Below are 20,600 nucleotides of genomic sequence, written 5' to 3'. Positions count from 1 at the left end.
TTAGACAGCCTTGCATATCTTGCAGGGCTTCCTTTATCTGTTTTTTAAAAAATTTCGACGTCTAAAAAAAGGATTTTCAATGCGGAAGACTAATTAGTCAATATAATGACAGTTTTTTTATATCAACTATAAGTGAAGGCTGGTGATTGTATTGAAAGAAATCAGAGTAGGTTTAGTTGGGTATAAATTTATGGGGAAGGCTCACAGTCTTGGATATCGAAATGTGCCGTTTTTCTTTCCTGACAGAGCAAGACCTGTTCTGAAGGCAATCGCAGGAAGAAATGAAGAGGGTGTAAGGAAAGCCGCTAAAGAACTTGGATTTGAGAGCTATGAAACGGATTGGAGAGAATTGATTAAGCGTGATGACATTGATTTAATTGATATAGTAACTCCAAACCACTCACACGCTGAAATTGCGATAGCTGCGGCAGAGGCTGGAAAACATGTCATTTGCGAGAAGCCTCTTGCTCTAAATGCGGAGGAAGCTGAGAGAATGCTTGCAGCCGCTGAAAAAAACGGTGTTATTCATATGATTTCCCATAATTACCGCTTTGCTCCTGCCGTTCAATATGCCAAAAAGCTGATTGAAGAGGGCAGGCTCGGAAAAATCTATCATGTCAGGGCTACCTATTTGCAGGACTGGCTCATGGATCCTGACTTTCCGATTGCATGGAGGCTGAAAAAAGAAATAACAGGATCTGGAGCCCTCGGTGATATTGGCGCGCACATTATTGACCTTACAAGGTTTTTAGTAGGTGAAATGACAGAAGTCGTCGGGGCTATGGAAACCTTTATAAAAGAAAGGCCCATTGAAAATGAACCTGGAAAAACGGGCGTAGTGGATGTAGACGATGCTGCCTCGTTTATCGCAAGATTTGAAAATGGGGCAATGGGGGTTTTTGAAGCAACTCGGTTTGCAGCAGGCAGCAGAAACCGCAATTGTTTTGAAATTAATGGCGAGTATGGATCGATTAAATGGGACCTTGAAAATATGAACAATCTTCATGTTTATTTATCGGAAGATGACGAAGGTCTGCAGGGCTTCAGGGTCATCAATTGCACAGAGGAAGTACATCCGTTTGCTGATGCTTACTGGCCGGCCGGTCATATTATTGGCTATGAGCATACGTTCGTCAATTTAATATCCGAACTAATGGAAGCGATTTCAAAAAAGAAATCTCAAAAGCCTGATTTCTTTGACGGCCTGCAAAATCAGCTCATTCTTGATGCAATCGAACAATCAGCCATAGATAAAAAGTGGGTAAGCATCCCGCAGAGGGCTAAACATATCCGGGTGTAATCTTTCGGTAAAAATTACTTTTCTTACCCGAAGAAAGTTGTTATATTGAATATAACAACCATAGAAAGGTGACGATATGACAACTTTTAACCCTCTTTATCTGAAGGTGTATCAATCTTTATTGAATCAAATAAAAAGCGGCACCCTAAAACATGGTGAAAAAGTTCCCTCTGAGAAAGAATTGGCAGAGCAATTTGAAGTGAGCAGAATTACTTCAAAAAAAGCACTCGATCTCTTATCAGAAGAACATTATATTGAAAGAATTCAGGGGAAGGGTTCATTTGTTACGTATGCTGGCACGGGGACGGATGCTGCACCTCCTGCTGAACGCAAAAGTCAGGACCGCAAATTGATCGGTTTTATTCTCCCGGGCTTTGATGAAAGCTACGGAATGGATCTTGTAAAAGGGATTGAAAAACATTGCAGTGACTATGGTTTTACGGTTTTGTTCAAAATGAGTTACGGGAAAAAAGAAATCGAAGAACGTGCCGTGAATGAATTTCTTGACATCGGGGCAGAGGGCCTGATCGTTTTTCCTGTTCATGGAGAGCATGTGAACAACAAATTGCTTGAGCTTGTTTCAAGAAATTTTCCCGTTGTTCTCATTGACCGCTTTATTAAAGGGATACCCGCCTCATTTGTCTGCACGGACCATCAAAAAGCAGCAGGGGAGCTCACTGCGCATCTCTTTGACCTCGGCCATAAAGAAATCGGCTTTTTGTCTCCGCCGCCGGACGGCACGACAGCAATTGAAGAACGCATCGTGGGATTTCAGCTTGCGCATTCCGAGTACGGAGTTAAGCTTAACAGAGAGTATATTCTGACCGAAATAAAAAACAGCATGCCTATTCACAGTGCAGGAGATCCTGATATTTTTAAGGAAGATATTCTTAAACTTGATTCTTATTTTGCAAAGCATAAAAATCTTACAGCCGTGGCTGCGTGCGAGCATTCGATCGCAGAACTCGCGGTTGAAAGACTTCGTGCAGCAGGCAGGAAAGTCCCGGAAGATATTTCAGTCGTCTGCTTTGATTCTCCCGGCAACGGCCGAATTCATTTCACTCATATTAAGCAGGATGAGTGGACAATTTCCCGTAATGCGGTAAATCTTCTGATGGAAAAGATGTCTGATCACAAGTTTGCCGTTCAGCATATCTTTGTTCCTCATAAGATCGTTGAGGGGGAAACAGAGAAACCGATGCACCGCGTTATATACTAGGCCTGAATATGCAGGCCTATTTTTTTATTTTTAAAAATTCAGAAAAAATAGGTTGACTTATAAATTCTTAACCAATTAATATATTAACTATAAAACATATCAACATGACAAGTCATTATGTTATTTGTAAGCGCTTTTATAAATTTGGAGGGAGGTTATGTTGACCGTTTTCCATTCATTTAAAACAGGGGGAGTTTTGATGAAGTGTGTAAAAAGTTTACTTACAGCAGTAATGATTTGTTTTTTGCTTGTCGCAGCAGGATGCAGCTCTGAATCATCTTCTAGTAAAAGCGAAGATGGAAAAACGACGATCACATTTTGGCATCCGATGACTGATATTACTGGTGATGCTGTAAATGAGGTTGTAAAAGCATTTGAAAAAAAACATCCGGATATTAAAATCAAGTCCGTTTACATTGCCAACCAGGGTGAAGGATCTAATGAGAAGCTCCTGTCATCTATTGCGGGTGGAAATCCCCCGGATGTTGCCTACTTTGACCGCTTTGAAATTGCTTCGTGGGCCGCACAGGGTTCACTTGAAGATTTAAGTGATCTTGCTGAAAAAGATAAAATTACAAAAGACCAGTTCTACCCTTTTGCATGGGAAGAAGCGTCATATGAAAATAAACTTTACGGATTGCCGACAACTACAGATTCAAGGCTCGTCTACTACAATAAAAAACACTTTGAAAAAGCAGGGCTTGATCCGGAAAATCCTCCAAAAACAATCGCGGAACTCGAAGATGCAGCTGAAAAACTGACGATTAAAGATGGAAAACGCTTTTCCCAAATCGGTTTCATTCCATGGCTTGATCAAGGCTGGTTCTATGGATGGGGCTGGGCTTTCGGGGGAGATTTCTACAATCCTGAAACAAAAGAAGTAACAGCTGATGATCCAAAAAATGTTGAAGCGCTTCAATGGATTGCCGATTATGCAAAAAAATACAACATTGAAGACATTACTGCTTTTACGAATTCACAAGGGACAGGCGCGATGGATCCGTTCCTGACAGAGCAGATCAGCATGAAAATCAGCGGACCATGGACAGTTTCGGCTATTAACAAATTTAAGCCTGATCTTGAATACGGCGTATTCCCGATACCAACTCCGACAGGCGATAACTACTCGACTTGGTCGGGAGGCTGGTCGGTCGTCATTCCGAAAGGAGCAAAAGAGAAAGAAGCAGCGTGGGAATTCCTTAAGTTTTTCAGTGGAGAAGAGGGGCAGAAAATCTTCAGCGGCATTGCCAAAGATTTCTCAATCAAAGATTCTGTCAATGAAGAATTAGGCTATAAAGATGACCCGATTCTAAATGAGTTTGTTGAGATCCTGCCATCAAGCAATCACAGACCGGTCATGACGCAGGGAACTCTTTACTGGAATGAATTAGCCAGTGCAGTGGAAAATGCGACACGGGGAAATGGCGAGCCTGATGAACTTCTTAAAAAAGTAAATGAAAAAGTGGAGAAAGCATTGAAATAATTGGCCTGGGGGATTCTTGCTCCAAAGAATCCCCTCCGCTAAGGAGGGAAGTAAGAATGCAGCAGCCCGAACTGAGCACTTCGGTTACCGCTAATAAGGCAGCAGCTGTTAAAAAGAAAAAATGGAGAAACAAAACATCCTTGTACGGCTGGCTCTTTGTCACCCCGTGGCTTCTTGGTCTTATTATTTTTTACGCTTTTCCTTTACTGTCTTCCATCTATTTCAGTTTTACGACTTACAGCATTCTTCAGCCCGGCGAGTTCGTCGGCCTTCAGAATTACAGGGATTTGATGAATGATGATTTATTTTGGAAATCTGTAGCCAATACGATTTATTTCGCCGCTTTATATGTTCCTTTAAGCATTATTTTCGGGGTCTGTCTTGCCATGATTCTGAATTTGAAGATCAGAGGCATGACCGTATACAGAACGATTTTTTTCCTCCCCACTCTAGTGCCTCAAGTAGCGCTTGCTGTTCTGTGGATGTGGCTGCTTAATCCGCAGTTTGGACTTGTCAACGGAATGCTTGACCTTTTTGGCATTCAAGGCCCCGCATGGCTTGGAAGCGAAACATGGTCAAAACCTTCCATCGTGATCATGTCCCTGTGGGGCATTGGTCAGGCGGTCGTCATTTATCTTGCAGGGCTGACAGATATTTCAGAAGACTATTATGATGCAGCAGAAGTGGACGGGGCAAACTGGTTTCAAAAAACGGTGCATATTACGCTTCCGCTTTTGACGCCTGTTATCTTTTTTAACCTTGTGATGGGTGTCATCGGTGCGTTCCAGCAATTCGCTTTGCCTTACGCTCTTACCGGGGGGCAGGGAACTCCTGCAAATTCGCTGACCTTCTATGTGATGTATCTCTATGACAACGGGTTTAAATTTTTCAAAATGGGCTATGCATCTGCCATGGCATGGATCTTGTTTGCCATCATCATGCTTCTGACAGCTGTTATTTTTTCCACCTCAAAACGCTGGGTTCACTATCAGGGCAAATAAGGAGGGAATGAAATGAAGAAAAAAACGTCAAAAAGCCTTTTTGCGCATACCGTGCTGATTATCATGTCTGTCTTTTTCCTGGTGCCGTTCATCTGGATGCTGTCGACCTCTCTCAAAGATCAGACGCAGATTTTCACGTTCCCTCCTGAATGGCTTCCATCGCCGCTTAAATGGAGCAACTATGCGGATGCAATTGAATATATTCCGTTTTTTACTTATTTGAAAAATACGGTTGTCATCACAGTGTTCAGCACGATCGGGGCAGTGATTACGTGTCCGCTTGTTGCTTATGGATTTGCAAAGCTTAAGTTTAAAGGCAGCAATGTGCTGTTTATTATCACGATTGCGGTGATGATGATTCCGGGTCAGGTGACTATGATCCCTTTGTTTATCCTATTTGAAAAGCTTGGATGGGTGGGGAGCCCACTTCCTTTAATCGTTCCGGTCTTTTTCGGGGTACCTTTTTACATATTCCTCCTCAGGCAGTTCTTTCTCGGTCTTCCTGATACGCTTATGGACGCAGCAAGAATTGACGGAGCAGGCGAGTTCAGAATCTACTGGCAGATTATGCTGCCTCTTGCAAAACCTGCGGTTCTCGCAGTCGGATTGTTTCAGTTCATGGGCAGCTGGACAGATTTCCTCGGTCCGCTCCTGTATTTGACAGATGAAGCTTCCTATACCTTGTCTCTTGGTCTGCAGCAATTCCAAAGCCAGCGGGGAACAGAGTGGGGATTAATGATGGCCGTGTCGACATTAATGACGCTGCCGATTATCCTGCTGTTTTTCTTCCTGCAAAAAACGTTTATTAAAGGAATTACCTTCAGCGGAATTAAAGGATAAAACACAAATATAAAGGAATGGTGAAGTATGATGAAGAATAAAATCGGCATGAGAATTCCTCCGCATTTCGGGACAAAAGGACTGGAGTACACAGCGAAATGGGCAAAAGAAAACGGAATCGGCGTTCTTGATCTGCCTTATTTAGATGAAGATGTCCAAAACATTCTGTCTGATCATGGTCTTGAGGCAGGCTCCATTGATGGAAGAGGAGCAGTAGGCGGTACAGCCTTGCTCAGTGAAGATGAAGAAAAACGCGCTCAAGCTGTAATTGCCTTGAAGAATCAATTTCAGGAAATCTCGACATTAGGCGGAAAAGTCATATTTATGTGTCTAGTCCCTGAAGACAGTCTCCAGCCTGTCAGCCGCTCGCTTGAGATTTGGAAACAGACATTTCCTGAAGTCGTAAGGCTCGCGGAGGAACACGATTTATACATCGCGCTTGAAGGATGGCCTGGACCTGCACCGCTTTTCCCGACACTTGGAGCAACTCCTGAGGTTCTCAGATATATGTTTAAGGAAATTCCTTCAAACCATTTCGGCATAAATTATGACCCTTCGCATTTGGTCAGGCTCGGAATTGACCCTCTGAAGTTCCTGGAAGAGTTCGGCTCGAAGGTGCTTTACTGTCATGGAAAAGATACATTGCTTCTCCAGCAGGAGCAATACGATTCCGGCCACTTGCCTTCCGTTTTTGGCGCTAAATATGATTTTTCAGAAGGGCCATGGCGATACACAATTCCAGGCGAAGGGGAAGTTGACTGGAAAAAAACAGCTGCCAAACTTGAACAGCTTGGATACACGGGTCCTGTCAGCATAGAGCTCGAGGATCACAACTACTGGGGGTCGCTCGCAAAAGAACAAGAGGGAATCAAAACAGCCATAGACTATTTAAAAACAATTTTTCAAGAAGAAAAAACTGGGGGAATCGCTAATGTCAACCATTAAAATTGGAATAATCGGAAGCGGGGGAATTGCCGTCCTGCACGCAAAAGCTTATCAGCAAATGAAAGATGTAACCATTGCAGCAGTGGCTGATGTTGTTCCCGGAAAAGCGCAGGAATTTATCCAGATGCTTGGAATTGAAGGTGCTCATGCGTTTGACAATCACCTGGATCTATTGGAGCTTGATCTTGATGGTGTAAGTGTCTGCACACCGAACGTCACACATCACCGAACTAGCATTGATTCGCTGCTTGCCGGCAAACATGTTTTAGTGGAAAAACCTTTAGCAGTCACTCTCCAGCAATCGATTGACATGGTTGAAACAGCACGCCGTACGGGGAAAATGCTATCGGTTGGCTTTCAGCCGCGCTATGATCCGAATATGAAAAATATTAAAGAGATCATTCAATCAGGGCAGCTCGGAGATGTCTACTATATACAGACTGGCGGCGGAAGAAGAAGAGGCATGCCTGGAGGTACCTTTATAAACAAAGATCTTGCCGGTGCAGGAGCCATGGCTGATATCGGCTGCTATTCACTCGATCTTGCCTTGCATGCACTGAATTATCCAAAGCCGCTGACCGTTTCAGCCTACACATCAAATCATTTCGGAACAAATCCTCTTTATCATCATGAAGCAGATCGATTTGAAGTAGAAGATTTTGGTGTCGCGATGGTCAGACTTGAAGGCGGAAAAGTGCTGAATTTTAAAATTTCCTGGGCGATGCATATGGATTCACTCGGTCCGACGCTGTTTCTCGGCAAAGATGCTGGACTCAAACTTACGCCTGCAGGTACGGGACCGTGGAGCGGTGTGTGGGACGGCGGAATAGGGAGCATTTCCATGTTCCATGATATAGCCGGCCAGCATGCTGAGACGACAATCCCGGTTATCGACCACAAGATTGATATTTTCCATGAAAAAGTAAGAGACTTTGTAGGAGCAATTATTGAGCAGCGTCCTGCCCCGATCCCTGCAGAGGAAATTTTAATTAACCAGGCGATTATCGACGGCATTCTGCGCTCCTCTGAACAAGGGCGGGAAGTGGAGATTAAGGTTCCGGTTTTTGCATAATATGGTGCACCCCTCACGATGCGGAGGGGTGTTTTTTGATGTGTTCTTGATGATGATAAGAGGCGGTTTAGGTACACCAAAAGTAGAATCTCCGTTCTTGATGGCACTTATCAAGCGGAATGGAACCATCAAAACTGGGATCACTGTTCTTGATGGCACTTGTCCGGCAGAAAGGAACCACCAAAACTGTAAAATACGCTATTGGTGGCACTTATCCAGCAGAAAGGAACCATCAAAACTGGAATCTCTGTTCTTGATGGCACTTATCCAGCAGTTTAGAACCACCAAAACTGAAATCTGCGTTATTGGTGGCACTTATCCAGCAGAAAGGAACCATCAAAACTGGAATCTCTGTTCTTGGTGGCACTTATCCAGCAGAAAGGAACCACCAAAACTGATATCTGTGTCATTGGCGGCACTTATCCAGCAGAAAGAAACCATCAAAACTGGAATCTTACTTCTTGATGGCACTTATCAAGAAGAAAAGAACCATCAAACCTGACATTTCTGTTCCTGAAGGCACTTATCCCACAACTCTTCACAAACCGTATCATTTGATAATTTTTTTCAAGGCAAGCATACTTAATCTTAAATGATGCGAAGGAGTGAGGGGCATGAAAGCAGTAGGTTTGTATAAGTATTTGCCGATTGAGCATGAGGAAAGCCTGATTGATCTGGAAATGGAAAAACCAAAACCTCAGGGCAGAGATTTGCTTGTGGAGGTTAAAGCCATTTCTGTTAACCCGGTTGATACGAAGGTCCGTGCGCCAAAGGAGCAGGAAGAAGAAACGCCTAAAATTCTTGGGTGGGATGCGAGCGGAATCGTCGTCGAATGCGGTCCAGACTGCACGGATTTTAAACCCGGAGATGAAGTGTATTATGCAGGAAGCATTACGAGGCAGGGATCTTACAGTGAATTTCAGCTTGTTGATGAACGGATAACTGGCAGAAAGCCCGCTAATCTTTCGTTTCCGGAAGCGGCAGCTCTTCCTTTAACTGCGATTACAGCCTATGAAGGCCTTTTTGACAGAATGGGCATAGATCCGGATGACCGCAGCAGAAATCAGCAGAAATCCGTGCTGATTATCGGCGGTGCAGGCGGTGTCGGCTCAATAGCTGTTCAGCTGGCCAAATGGGCAGGGCTTCATGTCATTGCAACCGCATCACGCGATGAAACCGTGAAGTGGGTAAAGGAACTTGGGGCAGATGTTGTCATTAATCACCATCGTCCGATGAAAAAGCAGATTGAGGATCTCAGCATCGCTGATCCTGACTATATTTTCTGCCTGAACAATACAGACTTGCACTGGGAAGGAATGAGTGAAATCATTAAGCCCCAGGGAACGGTCTGCTCCATTGTGGAAAATAAAGAGCCTCTTGACTTGAATCTTCTTAAAAACAAGAGTGCTGCATTTGTATGGGAGTTTATGTTCACAAGAGCGATGTTTGAAACAGAAGATATGGATCAGCAGCAGGTCCTCTTGAACAGAATCAGCAAACTGATTGAGGAAGGGGCATTAAAAACAACAGTGAACGAAACATTAAGCCCTATTAATGCTGATAACCTGAAAAAAGCCCATAAAAAGATTGAGTCCGGAAAGACAATTGGAAAAATCGTTCTTCAAGATTTCTGAGAACAGCCTTAGGGCTGTTTTTTCAGTAAATTCAAAAAATAATTGAAGTTTGTCGAATGGCGTGTTTTAATAGATTTATAACTTGTCTGATATGTGATATCCGAAAAGGAAGGAGGGGCGAAACGTGCATATTGAAAAAATTGTCACAAAGAAGGTTTCTGAAACGGTGAGCGAGCAGCTGGAAGAGATGATTGCATCAGGAGTGATAACTCCCGGAGAGAAGCTTCCTTCTGTCAGAGAGCTGTGCGACCAGTTCGGCGTTGGGCGCTCTGCAGTCCGTGACGCCATTACAGTCCTGAAAGGAAAGGGTTTAGTTACTGTCAAGCAAGGGGAAGGCACTTATGTAACCCCTTTTGATTCTTCCAGGATCTTTAATCAGAATCTCTATTTTTCCGACCCCAAAAAGGTGACTGAGCTTTTCCAAGTGCGAAAAATCGTGGAGACAGGAATGGCTGAGATGGCCGCTGGCAGCAGGAGCGAACGTGACCTTGCTGAAATGAAGCATATATTGAAATCTCAAGGAGATTCCCCTTGGGAAGACGATTACCGTTTCCATTCGGCGATTGCAAAAGCGACGGGCAATCCGCTTCTGATGCAGTTCGTTACATTCATTTCTGAAACGATTAAACACTCAATGATTGATTTCCACCGGTTTATACAGAGCAGCCCGGAAACCGTCAAAACGATTTCCAAACACCACGAGCAAATCTTCGAGAGCATTTCTTCAGGGCACTCCAGTCAGGCAAAAGCCTGCATGCTGGAACATTTAACATTCGTAGAATCCATCCTTCACAAGAGTCTGCACCAGAACCATTCTTCCTAGACTGACAGCAGAATAACCTTATTCCGTTCCTGTTTGCTGCAATTACTTATTTAACGAAGGAGGAAGGTTCATGCCGGCAGACTTAACGGCCATCTTGCCAGATGAAAAAGTGCTTCATAAAACAGAATGGAACCACTTGCTTGGAAATAACGGCGACATCACCGTTTTCCCGACAACAGAGGAAGAAATTTCAGAAGTCGTCCGTTTTGCAAGTAACCATGGAAAAAAGATCTCCATTATCGGCGGGGGAACAAAGAGAGGATTTGGGGGACTGTCAGATTCGGCAGACATACAGCTCTCTTTATCTAAATACAAGGGGATAACAGAACATACACCGGGAGATATGACCGTGACAGTCAGAGCGGGAACGCCGTTTAAAGAGCTGCAACGTTTTCTGGCACAATTCGGACAGATGGTGTCACTTGACCCATCCTGGCCGGAACAGGCAACGATCGGCGGAATTGTCGCCGTAAATGAAAGCGGTCCCAAAAGACTCGGATACGGGTCGGCACGTGATTCTGTCATCGGGCTGCGCATCATCTATCCTGACGGCAGAGTCATCCGCTCTGGAGGAAGGGTCGTAAAAAACGTGGCAGGATATGACATGAACAAGCTGTTCGTAGGATCAATGGGAACTCTTGGTGTTTTAACAGAGGTAACATTAAAACTCAGGCCTTTGCCAGCCTGTCAGAGCCTTGTCCTCCTTTCTTATCCTGAGGAGATGAAAGACGCCATGAAACAGTTTTCCGTGCAGCTGCTCGATTCAGCGCTTGAGCCTGTTGCACTGGAATTAATGAATCCGGCAATATCCAAACGGCTGACAGGTCTGAAAACGTACACACTTGCCATCAGTTTTGAAGATTTCGAGCCTTCTGTCCGTTATCAGGAACGTGTTCTTAAAAACATTGTTCCAGAGCATGTGCAGGTGTCCGTACTTCCTGAAGTTGAAGCAGTGAAATTTTGGGAACGCTTCTGTACGTCCGCGCCCAATGCCTATTCGAGCAAACCGGGTTCGGTAACAGAAGCCTCTCTTAAGGTCGGTCTTAAAAACATGGATGTTTTTAACCTGATGGCCATCTGCGGGAAAGCAGACGGAACTTCACCTGAAGCGCATGGAGGTCTTGGCCACGGATTATCAAAAGTTCATCTGAGAGGAAGCAGCCAGGATGTGCTTGCGTCCATTGAAGCGATCAGAGCTGGTGCAGAGGAACTGGGAGGCTATGCCATCGTTACCCATTTGCCTTATGCTATGCGCCACAAAACAGAAGTATGGGGCAGCAAGCCGGATTATTTTTTCCTCATCGAAGGCATTAAAAAAGCGGTTGATCCTCATTCAGTTTTAAACGACAAACGCTATTTGGGAGGAATCTGACGTGAGTATTAGAGAAAGCGATCTGAAGCAGGGCGCTCCTTCATGTGCAGATGCCAGTCTCAGCAACTACCTATGGAAAGATCATCCGGATGAGAGCAAGTGGGCAGACTGCGTGCACTGCGGAATGTGTCTTGAATCATGTCCTACTTATGAAATTACCGGCCAGGAGCAGCACTCGCCGCGGGGCAGGGTACACCTTATTAAATCAGTGGCAGACGGCAAGCTTGAAGTCAATGAACAGTTTATGGATCCGGTGTTTGCGTGCCTTGACTGCCGGGCATGCACAACTGCCTGTCCGGCAGACGTGGATGTCGGCGGTCTCATTGAAGAAGCAAGAGGACAGATTCGCCAGGCGATGCCGCTTAAAGGTGCGAAAGGAGCAGTAAGCCAATTCTTCTTAAAAGGCCTGTTCCCTCACCAAAACAGGCTTAATGCTGTCGGCAGCCTTCTGAAGTTTTACCAGAAAAGCGGCCTGCAAAAAGCGGTCCGGAAGACGGGCATGCTGAACGTCATGCCAAAACATCTTGCCGAAATGGAAGCGATCATGCCCGAAATCAAACAGCCGGTCCGGTCGAAATATAAAAAACAGCCGGTTGTCCAAGCTGAAGGAACCCCAAAAGCTGATGTCGCCCTTCTGACAGGCTGTGTCATGGACGTGATGTTTGGAGACATCAATCAATCAACGGTTAATGTGTTAACCCGAAACGGAAACAATGTAGCGATTCCTCAGAATCAGACGTGCTGCGGAGCCCTTCATGTGCATGCGGGCGACAGGGACACGGGCAGAAAGCTTGCCAAACAGAACATTGAAGCGTTTAAAGATGCCGAAACCGTTGTTGTGAATGCCGCAGGCTGCGGCTGCATGCTGAAGGAATACGGGGAGCTTTTCAGGGAAGTAGACACAGAATGGCACGAGAAAGCAGAAGCTTTTGCTGAAAAAGTAGTGGATGTTTCGAAATACCTGCATGATTCGGGGTATGAAAAGCCGAAAGCAGAGCTGAATACGAGAATTACGTATCACGATGCATGCCACCTGGCTCACGGACAAGGAGTGCGTGAAGAGCCGCGGGACTTGCTTTTAAACATCCCTGGGGTAGAGATGGTCCACATGCCGAATGCCGACAGATGCTGCGGGAGTGCCGGAATCTACAATATAACAAACCCTGAAATGGCAGGTGCGGTCCTTGAAAGCAAAATGGAGCATGTACCTGAAGATGTTGAAATGATTTCTATGGGCAACCCGGGCTGCATGCTGCAAATGGCAATGGGTGTTCAGAAACACGGAAGAAGCCAAAAGGTCGTACACACCGTGCAGCTTCTTGACTGGGCGTATCAAAAAGAAAAACTCGAGGGGGAGTAAACAATGGCCGTCAAAAAAATCAGGACAAAGGACAAGCACATTGTCAGCCTCGCTGCTCTTGTCTCTGGCCCCGGCAATATTCTCTATCAGAAGGAAGATTTGATTGCCTATGACTGCGACGGATTTACAATCCACAAGCATCTGCCGAAAGCAGTTGTCTTTCCAAAAAATACGGAGGAAGTTGCGGCTGTTGTCAAATACTGCTCCATGAACAACCTTCCGTTTTTAGCAAGAGGCGCGGGCACAGGTCTCAGCGGAGGCGCCATTCCGATTAACGGCGAAGTGATCATCAGCCTTGTGAAAATGAAAAAGCTGATCAGCGTTGATCTTGAAAACAGAAGAGCAGTCGTTGAACCGGGCTTTGTAAATCTCAAACTGACAAACTCAATTGCAGATAAAGGCTACTACTATGCACCGGATCCATCCAGCCAGTACTGCTGCACGATTGGCGGCAATGTAGCGGAGAATGCCGGAGGTGCCCACTGCCTGAAGTACGGGGTAACAACGAATCACATCCTCGGCCTCCAAGTGGTCCTTCCAAACGGTGACATTACGGAGATTGGGAATAACGGTATTCCTGATACGCCGGGTTATGACCTGCTAGGTTTGCTGACAGGCTCAGAAGGGACGCTTGGAATTGTGACAAAAATAACGGTCAGAATTCTGAAAAATCCTGAAGCCAAACAAACGGTTCTTGCCTATTTTGATAGGGTGGAAGACGGAAGCGCTGCCGTTTCAGATATTATTTCCGCAGGCATCGTGCCGGCAGCACTTGAAATGATGGACAAAACAGCGATCGAAGGGGTAGAGGCGGCTGCGTTTCCAGTAGGCCACCCGAAAGATATTGAAACGGTATTATTAATAGAAGTAGACGGTATATCTGCCGGAATTGAAGATCAGATTGCGCAAATTCTGGCCGTATGCACAAAGTGGAACGTACGCGAGGTCAAGGCCGCACAAAGTGAAGCCGAGCGCGCACGCTGGTGGGCAAACCGGAAGACAGGGTTTGGGGCAATGGGGGCGATCTCACCGGATTATCTTGTTCAGGATGGCGTCATCCCGAGAAGCAAATTACCCGAAGTTCTGGAAAAGATTAATGCTATCAGCCGGGATTCCGGTCTGCGGATCGCCAACATCTTCCATGCGGGAGACGGCAACCTTCATCCCCTGGTTTTGTTTGATTCTAGAATTCCGGGCCAGACAGAGCTTGCGCTTGAAGCGGGAAGCGCCTGTCTTCAGGTTTGTGCAGATGCAGGGGGGACCATAACCGGAGAGCATGGCGTCGGCATCGAAAAGCGGGAGGAAATGAGGTTTGTTTTTACAGATGAAGAAATTGCCGCCCAGACAGACATCCGTGCCGTCTTTAATCCTGAGAATCTCTTAAATGCAGGAAAGCTTTTCCCGAGCCCGGGCAGGTGTGCGGAAGTGAAAAAAGAGATGAAAGAGATGAAAACAGCTGGAGTTTAATAGAAAGGCAAACTGATTATTTAACAGAATGTTCTAACAACTATTGAAAGCGCTGTCCCAATCATGCTATGCTTTTTTTAGCATAATAGAAAACATCGTTGCGCAATACGAAACGATGAAAAGGATATCAAAGGAGGAGAAATCATGGAAGGGTACGTTCAAAAGGGGAATTTAAAGGTCGCTGAGGTGTTGTATGAATTCATTCAAAAAGAAGCACTTCCTCAGACAGGAGTTGAAGAAGAGGCGTTTTGGAAAGGCTTTGAAGACATCATCGATGAGCTGACTCCGAAAAACCGCGAGCTTCTTAAAGTCCGTGATGAGATTCAGCACAAAATCAATGCCTGGCACAGAGAGAACGGCAAAGAAGCTGACTTTGAGACATATAAAGCGTTTTTGCATGAGATCGGCTATCTGGAACCTGAAGCACCTGATTTTAAGATTGCTACTGAAAATGTGGATGATGAAATTGCTTCACAGGCTGGGCCGCAGCTGGTCGTTCCTGTAAACAACGCTAGGTATGCCATTAATGCGGCAAATGCCCGCTGGGGAAGCCTGTATGATGCTCTTTACGGAACAGATGCCATCAGCGAAGAAGGCGGCGCACACAAAGAAGGCGGCTATAATCCCGTTCGCGGCGAAAAAGTGATTGAGTTCGGCCGGAATTTCCTTGATGAAACCGTGCCACTTGCAGACGGCTCCCATAGAGACGCAGCGGAATACGCCATTTCAGACGGCAAGCTGCTGGTCACATTAAGCAATGGAACAAAAACGTCGCTCGCTGATTCTGAAAAACTTGCAGGCTATCAGGGGAATGCCGATTCACCGTCTGCTGTTCTGTTAAAAAATAACGGTCTGCATTTTGAAATCCAGATTGACAGAAGCCATTCCATCGGTAAAACGGATATGGCTGGCGTAAAAGATATTCTTCTTGAGGCTGCTCTCACAACGATTATGGACTGCGAGGATTCCGTCACGGCAGTTGACGCAGAAGATAAAGTCCTTGTTTACCGCAACTGGCACGGACTGATGACCGGCAATCTTTCTGCCAGCTTTAAAAAGGGCAGCAAAACGATGACGCGCACCCTGAATCCTGACCGCACGTATTCATCTGTCACCGGGGAAGAATTCACTTTGCCTGGCAGATCACTTATGTTTGTTCGAAACGTCGGACACCTCATGACGAATAATGCAATCCTGGACGCCGGCGGGAATGAAATTCAGGAAGGAATTCTTGACTGTGTGATGACAGGTCTGCTTGCAAAGCATTCACTTTTAGGAACCGGAAACTACCAAAACTCCTCAAAAGGGTCTGTTTATATCGTAAAGCCGAAAATGCACGGGTCAAAAGAAGTGGCGTTTGCAAACGAGCTGTTTAACCGTACCGAAGATCTTCTTGGAATGGAGCGCCATACGCTTAAAATTGGCGTGATGGACGAAGAAAGACGCACCTCGCTTAACCTTAAGGCGGCCATCCGCGAGGTGAAGGACCGCATTGCCTTCATTAATACAGGATTCCTTGACCGCACGGGCGACGAGATCCATACATCGATGGAAGCAGGCGCAATGATTCCTAAAAATGAAATGAAGTCTTCCGTCTGGCTGACCGGCTATGAAAAGTCGAATGTTTTCACAGGACTTGAGAGCGGTTTTCAGGGAAGGGCACAAATCGGGAAAGGCATGTGGGCAATGCCTGATCTGATGAAAGATATGCTGGACCAGAAAATCGGCCATCTGAAAGCAGGAGCCAATACTGCATGGGTTCCTTCACCGACTGCCGCCACTCTGCATGCCCTTCATTACCACCAGGTAAATGTGACCGACGTGCAAGATCAGATGAAGGCAGAAGCAAAGGATCTGCGTGATGATATTCTGAGAGTTCCTGTCGCCGAACAGGCTGACTGGAGCAAAGAGCAGATCCAGCAGGAGCTCGACAATAATGCACAGGGAATTCTGGGCTATGTTGTGCGCTGGGTAGAGCAGGGAGTCGGCTGTTCAAAAGTGCCTGATTACTACAATGTTGGATTAATGGAGGACCGGGCAACATTGCGGATTTCAAGCCAGCATCTTGCCAACTGGCTGCACCACGGAATTTGTTCAAAAGAGCAGGTGCAGGAAACGCTTGAGCGCATGGCAAAAGTTGTTGACAAACAAAACGCGGGTGATCCGCTGTATATGCCGATGGCTCCGGATTACCGGAACTCTGTTGCCTTCCAGGCCGCCTGTGACCTTGTGTTTGAAGGATATGATCAGCCGAATGGCTATACAGAACCGATTCTTCACCGCCGCCGTCTTGAAGCAAAAGCGAAATTTGCTGTTAAAAACTAATCATTGAAGCGGGGCAGCATCTGTCCCGCTTCTCTCACAGAAAGGAGCATCATCATGAAATTTGTCCGTTATACGGCTGACTCCGTTGTTTGCCAAGGAGTTTTGCTGGATTCAGAAATAAAAGAAATAAACGGGAACCTATTTTCAGAGTGGGAGTATACTGGGCGTGTTTTGAATGTATCAGAAGTACAGCTGCTTGCACCGCTTCGACCAAACCAAATCATCGGCATCGGTGCGAATTTTGTTGCCGATCAGCGGGATCTGCCTGAAGTACTCCCTGACATTCCCGTCTTCTTTTTCAAGCCGGTTTCATCTGTCATCGGTCCCGATGAAAAAATTGTGATTCCGGCCGGCACAGAGGAAGTGAAGTTTGAATCTGAACTTGCCGTTGTTATTGGAAAAGAAGCAAAGAATCTGTCAGAAGATGAAGTACTCGACCATGTTTTCGGCTATACAGTCGGAAATGATGTGACAGCGCCTGCTTTTTTCCATGGGGATGGACACTGGACGATCGGGAAATCGTTTGATACTTTTACACCTCTTGGCCCTGTGATTGAAACGGAACTCGATCCGTTTACTGTGAATGTACAAGCCAGGCTGAACGGGGAATTGAAGCAGGATAGCCCGCTGGATTTAATGATCATTCCTATAAAAAGAATGATTTCGTACCTCTCAAATGTCATGACGCTTAATGAGGGGGATGTGATTTTGACCGGCAGTCCGGTCGGAGCAGAATTTGTTAAAGCGGGATCCGTCATTGAATGCAGCATTGAGGGGATCGGCACACTGAGAAACTCATTTTCTGAAGCACGTGAGAGTGTAAAAAGCTAACATTTCCTGTCTTCGTAATGAAAACGCGCACCCGGGGTGAACAGTATGGAAAGGGAAAACATGGTGAAGTCAGTCGGCAGGGCACTGGACGTTATCGCTCTTATAAGCATGAAAAAGAGCGGTCTTGGCGTAACCGAAATCGCCGGGCAGATGGATATTAACAAGAGCTCTGTCTACCGGATTCTTGCGACCTTAGTCCAATACGGATATGCCGAACAGAACGAGGAGACCGGCAAGTACAGGCTCGGCTATAAATTTCTCGAAATCAGCACAAAGCTGCTTGATTCCATTGATTTAAGAGCAGAAGCGAAAACTCACCTCATGAAGCTCGAGCAGGAAACAAATGAGGTGATCCACCTTGTCGTATATGATCAGGGTGAAGTGGTCTATATTGAGAAGCTTGACGGGAGTGAAACGCTGAGAATGCACTCTAAGGTCGGCAAGCGTGCACCGATGCACTGCACGTCTGTCGGAAAAGCCATTCTTGCCCACCTTCCTGCAGAAACGGTCCAGGATATCCTCGACCGGAAAGGTCTGCCTGTTCATACGCCGAATACAATCATTGACAGGGATGATTTTCTTCAGGAGCTTTCCAGAGTAAAGAAAAAGGGAATTGCTCTTGATCTGGAAGAAAATGAATCCGGCATCACTTGTATTGCAGCTCCGATTTTTGACCATTCAGGTCAGGTCATCGCTGCATTCAGCATTTCCGGACCAACGACAAGAATGTCTCACGACAGGCTGAAAACGCTTGTGCCAAGAATGCTTGAGACCGGAAAACTGATTTCAGCCAGATTAGGTTATGAGAAGTAAGCATTTGATTGCCCGTTTTTTTACTATAGCGAAAACGGGCCCTTTTTTTGCATCAAAATAGTTATGTTAATTTTCTAAATATTATTGTAATTAAGCGTCCAGTTTGTATAATAGATGTGAGGCGGCGTGTGTTATACAACAATTTTAATTATTGTTATATAACATGTTGCATCCTCGCAAACGAAGTGAAATTGTGTTGCGCAATACGAAACAGAAAAAGGGGGAATGTCAGTGAGCACGGGTATGTTGGGACTATTATCACTTTTGCCGATTTTAGTAGTAGGAATTTTTCTCGTAGGGTTAAGATGGCCGGCAAGCAAAGCAATGCCAATTTCGTACATAACCGCGATTGCGCTTGCGTTGTTCGTGTGGAAGGTGCCTGGTGCAACAGTTGCAGCGGCATCTGTCAATGGACTGGTGGTCGCAGGAACACTTCTTTACATCATTTTCGGTGCCATTCTGCTTTTGAACACACTTCAGGAAAGCGGCGGAATAAAAACGATCCGCCAGGGATTCACAGATATTTCGGCTGACAGACGGATCCAGGTGATTATCATCGCATGGCTGTTCGGTTCCTTTATCGAGGGAGCATCCGGATTTGGCACGCCTGCAGCAGTTGCAGTGCCGCTCATGGTCGGTCTCGGATTTCCGGCAATGGCAGCCGTTATTGCGGGCATGGTGATCCAAAGTACGCCCGTTTCATTCGGTGCAGTCGGCACGCCAATGCTTGTGGGTGTGCAAACTGGACTTTCTGCAGACACATCCATAACCGGGGACTTTCTCGCTCTTGTTACCGCAATTGGAGGACAGGTTGCCATTCTTCATATGATAGCGGGTACGCTGATTCCGCTGTTTGTCGTTGCCCTTATGACGAGATATTTTGGAAAAAACAAATCGTTTGCTGAAGGGTTAAAGGTCTGGAAATTTGCCCTTTTCTCGGCGTTTGCCATGACCATTCCATATGTCATTACTGCCAATACTCTCGGTCCTGAGTTTCCTTCCATGATCGGAGGCCTGACCGGTCTTGCCATCGTGGTATTTGCAGCAAAAAAAGGGTTTCTTATGCCTCCAAAAGAAGAAGCATGGGATTTTGAGGCGAAATCAAAGTGGGATCCTGAGTGGAGCGGATCACTTGAAATCAAGGATATTTCACACAAAAGCGGAAGCATGAGCATGATGATGGCCTGGGCTCCATATGTTCTAGTTGGACTTTTCCTTGTTCTTTCAAGATTAAAAACGCTTCCTATCATGGGCTGGCTCCAGTCATGGGTCGTTGCGTTTCCCAACATGTTCGGCTCTGAAGTCAGCGCGAGCTTTCAGCCGCTTTATCTTCCTGGCACGATCTTTATCCTTGTATCACTCATCACGTACTTTTTGCACGGCATGAATGGAAGCGCATACAAAAGTGCGTGGTCACAATCCGCCAAAACGACTCTCGCCGCATCTACTGCGCTTATATTTACAGTTCCGATGGTTCAGGTATTTATCAATTCAGGCGGCGGGGCTGCAGGATTTGATAAAATGCCGATTGAACTTGCAAATGGGGCAGCTGCCATTGCAGGGGAATTCTGGCCGTTCTTTGCTACTTTTATCGGAGGAATCGGGGCGTTCATCGCTGGAAGCAACACAGTCAGCAACATGATGTTCAGTCTTTTCCAATATGATGTAGGTTCGAAAATCGGCGTGAATCCTACTTGGATCGTGGCGCTTCAGGCAGTCGGAGGAGCAGCTGGAAACATGATCTGCGTACATAACGTTGTAGCAGCATCTGCCGTCGTCGGCTTGTTTGGAAAAGAAGGTCTTGTCATCAGAAAAACAATCTTCCCGTTTACGTATTACGCGCTTTTATCAGGGGCGGTTGGGTATTCAATCGTCTGGTATTCGCAAAAAGGCATCTTTAATTTAGGGTCCTATGTGGCCGTCGCCATCGCGATGGCAGCGATTTACATCGTGGCTACAGGGCAAAAGCGCGCTGCAGAGCTATCAGACAGCAAAACGATGAAATTATAAACAATCAGAAAGCTGCCCTTCTCAGGCAGCTTTCGCTTTTCCTTCGTTAAGACCTCGATGTTCATGTATACTAAAAGTAAGAAAATTCTTGCAAATGAGGTGGGG

17 protein-coding genes are annotated in these 20,600 nt (G+C 45.9%); all 17 read left to right on the top strand.

The features are described 5' to 3' along the window. Nucleotides 1–145 precede the first annotated feature (145 nt). A complete protein-coding gene (locus JOJ89_RS10540; RefSeq protein ID WP_203290314.1) occupies nucleotides 146–1,300 on the top strand; it encodes a Gfo/Idh/MocA family protein in 1,155 nt (384 codons plus the stop codon). Nucleotides 1,301–1,376: 76 nt separating this feature from the next. Then, nucleotides 1,377–2,519, top strand: coding sequence for a GntR family transcriptional regulator (locus JOJ89_RS10535; RefSeq protein WP_277987822.1), 1,143 nt, complete (start codon nucleotides 1,377–1,379; stop codon nucleotides 2,517–2,519). Between the two features lie 199 nt (nucleotides 2,520–2,718). Next, complete coding sequence (locus JOJ89_RS10530; RefSeq protein ID WP_203287232.1) at nucleotides 2,719–4,002, top strand: ABC transporter substrate-binding protein; 1,284 nt, start codon at nucleotides 2,719–2,721, stop codon at nucleotides 4,000–4,002. A gap of 56 nt (nucleotides 4,003–4,058) precedes the next feature. Further along, complete coding sequence (locus JOJ89_RS10525; RefSeq protein WP_203287231.1) at nucleotides 4,059–5,003, top strand: carbohydrate ABC transporter permease; 945 nt, start codon at nucleotides 4,059–4,061, stop codon at nucleotides 5,001–5,003. Between the two features lie 12 nt (nucleotides 5,004–5,015). Further along, the gene (locus tag JOJ89_RS10520; protein ID WP_203287229.1) at nucleotides 5,016–5,843 is read left to right on the top strand and encodes a carbohydrate ABC transporter permease; all 828 of its coding nucleotides are present in this window, start codon (nucleotides 5,016–5,018) and stop codon (nucleotides 5,841–5,843) included. Nucleotides 5,844–5,870: 27 nt separating this feature from the next. Beyond that, nucleotides 5,871–6,788 carry a sugar phosphate isomerase/epimerase family protein gene (locus JOJ89_RS10515; protein ID WP_242524588.1) on the top strand — a complete coding sequence of 306 codons (918 nt, stop codon included), beginning with the start codon at nucleotides 5,871–5,873 and terminating at the stop codon, nucleotides 6,786–6,788. Then, complete coding sequence (locus JOJ89_RS10510) at nucleotides 6,775–7,860, top strand: Gfo/Idh/MocA family protein (protein WP_203287227.1); 1,086 nt, start codon at nucleotides 6,775–6,777, stop codon at nucleotides 7,858–7,860. Before JOJ89_RS10515 ends, JOJ89_RS10510 begins: the two co-directional genes overlap by 14 nt. Nucleotides 7,861–7,888: 28 nt before the next feature. Continuing rightward, nucleotides 7,889–8,362: a hypothetical protein gene (locus JOJ89_RS10505; RefSeq protein WP_203287225.1), complete on the top strand. Its 474-nt coding sequence runs from the start codon at nucleotides 7,889–7,891 to the stop codon at nucleotides 8,360–8,362. 112 nt (nucleotides 8,363–8,474) lie between these two features. Then, on the top strand, nucleotides 8,475–9,494 hold the full coding sequence (locus JOJ89_RS10500; protein ID WP_203287223.1) for a zinc-binding alcohol dehydrogenase family protein: 1,020 nt from the start codon (nucleotides 8,475–8,477) through the stop codon (nucleotides 9,492–9,494). 124 nt (nucleotides 9,495–9,618) lie between these two features. Then, on the top strand, nucleotides 9,619–10,317 hold the full coding sequence (locus JOJ89_RS10495; RefSeq protein ID WP_029565738.1) for a FadR/GntR family transcriptional regulator: 699 nt from the start codon (nucleotides 9,619–9,621) through the stop codon (nucleotides 10,315–10,317). 70 nt (nucleotides 10,318–10,387) lie between these two features. Continuing rightward, nucleotides 10,388–11,689 carry an FAD-binding oxidoreductase gene (locus JOJ89_RS10490; protein WP_029280946.1) on the top strand — a complete coding sequence of 434 codons (1,302 nt, stop codon included), beginning with the start codon at nucleotides 10,388–10,390 and terminating at the stop codon, nucleotides 11,687–11,689. 1 nt (nucleotide 11,690) lies between these two features. Next, nucleotides 11,691–13,049 carry a (Fe-S)-binding protein gene (locus tag JOJ89_RS10485; protein ID WP_029280947.1) on the top strand — a complete coding sequence of 453 codons (1,359 nt, stop codon included), beginning with the start codon at nucleotides 11,691–11,693 and terminating at the stop codon, nucleotides 13,047–13,049. A gap of 3 nt (nucleotides 13,050–13,052) precedes the next feature. Further along, on the top strand, nucleotides 13,053–14,516 hold the full coding sequence (locus JOJ89_RS10480; RefSeq protein WP_029280948.1) for an FAD-binding oxidoreductase: 1,464 nt from the start codon (nucleotides 13,053–13,055) through the stop codon (nucleotides 14,514–14,516). Nucleotides 14,517–14,660: 144 nt separating this feature from the next. Then, nucleotides 14,661–16,841, top strand: coding sequence for a malate synthase G (locus JOJ89_RS10475; RefSeq protein ID WP_203287221.1), 2,181 nt, complete (start codon nucleotides 14,661–14,663; stop codon nucleotides 16,839–16,841). Nucleotides 16,842–16,895: 54 nt separating this feature from the next. Then, nucleotides 16,896–17,672, top strand: coding sequence for a fumarylacetoacetate hydrolase family protein (locus JOJ89_RS10470; protein WP_203287219.1), 777 nt, complete (start codon nucleotides 16,896–16,898; stop codon nucleotides 17,670–17,672). A 45-nt stretch (nucleotides 17,673–17,717) separates the two neighbouring features. Further along, the gene (locus JOJ89_RS10465) at nucleotides 17,718–18,485 is read left to right on the top strand and encodes an IclR family transcriptional regulator (protein WP_029280951.1); all 768 of its coding nucleotides are present in this window, start codon (nucleotides 17,718–17,720) and stop codon (nucleotides 18,483–18,485) included. Between the two features lie 231 nt (nucleotides 18,486–18,716). Beyond that, nucleotides 18,717–20,495 (top strand): L-lactate permease, encoded by a 1,779-nt coding sequence (locus JOJ89_RS10460; protein WP_029565732.1) that lies wholly within the window; start codon nucleotides 18,717–18,719, stop codon nucleotides 20,493–20,495. Nucleotides 20,496–20,600: the final 105 nt, after the last annotated feature.

Origin of the sequence: Metabacillus sp. cB07 (genome assembly GCF_016839225.1) — a bacterium.
GTDB lineage: Bacteria > Bacillota > Bacilli > Bacillales > Bacillaceae > Bacillus_P > Bacillus_P indicus.
This window is presented reverse-complemented; position numbering and strand designations above follow the sequence as displayed.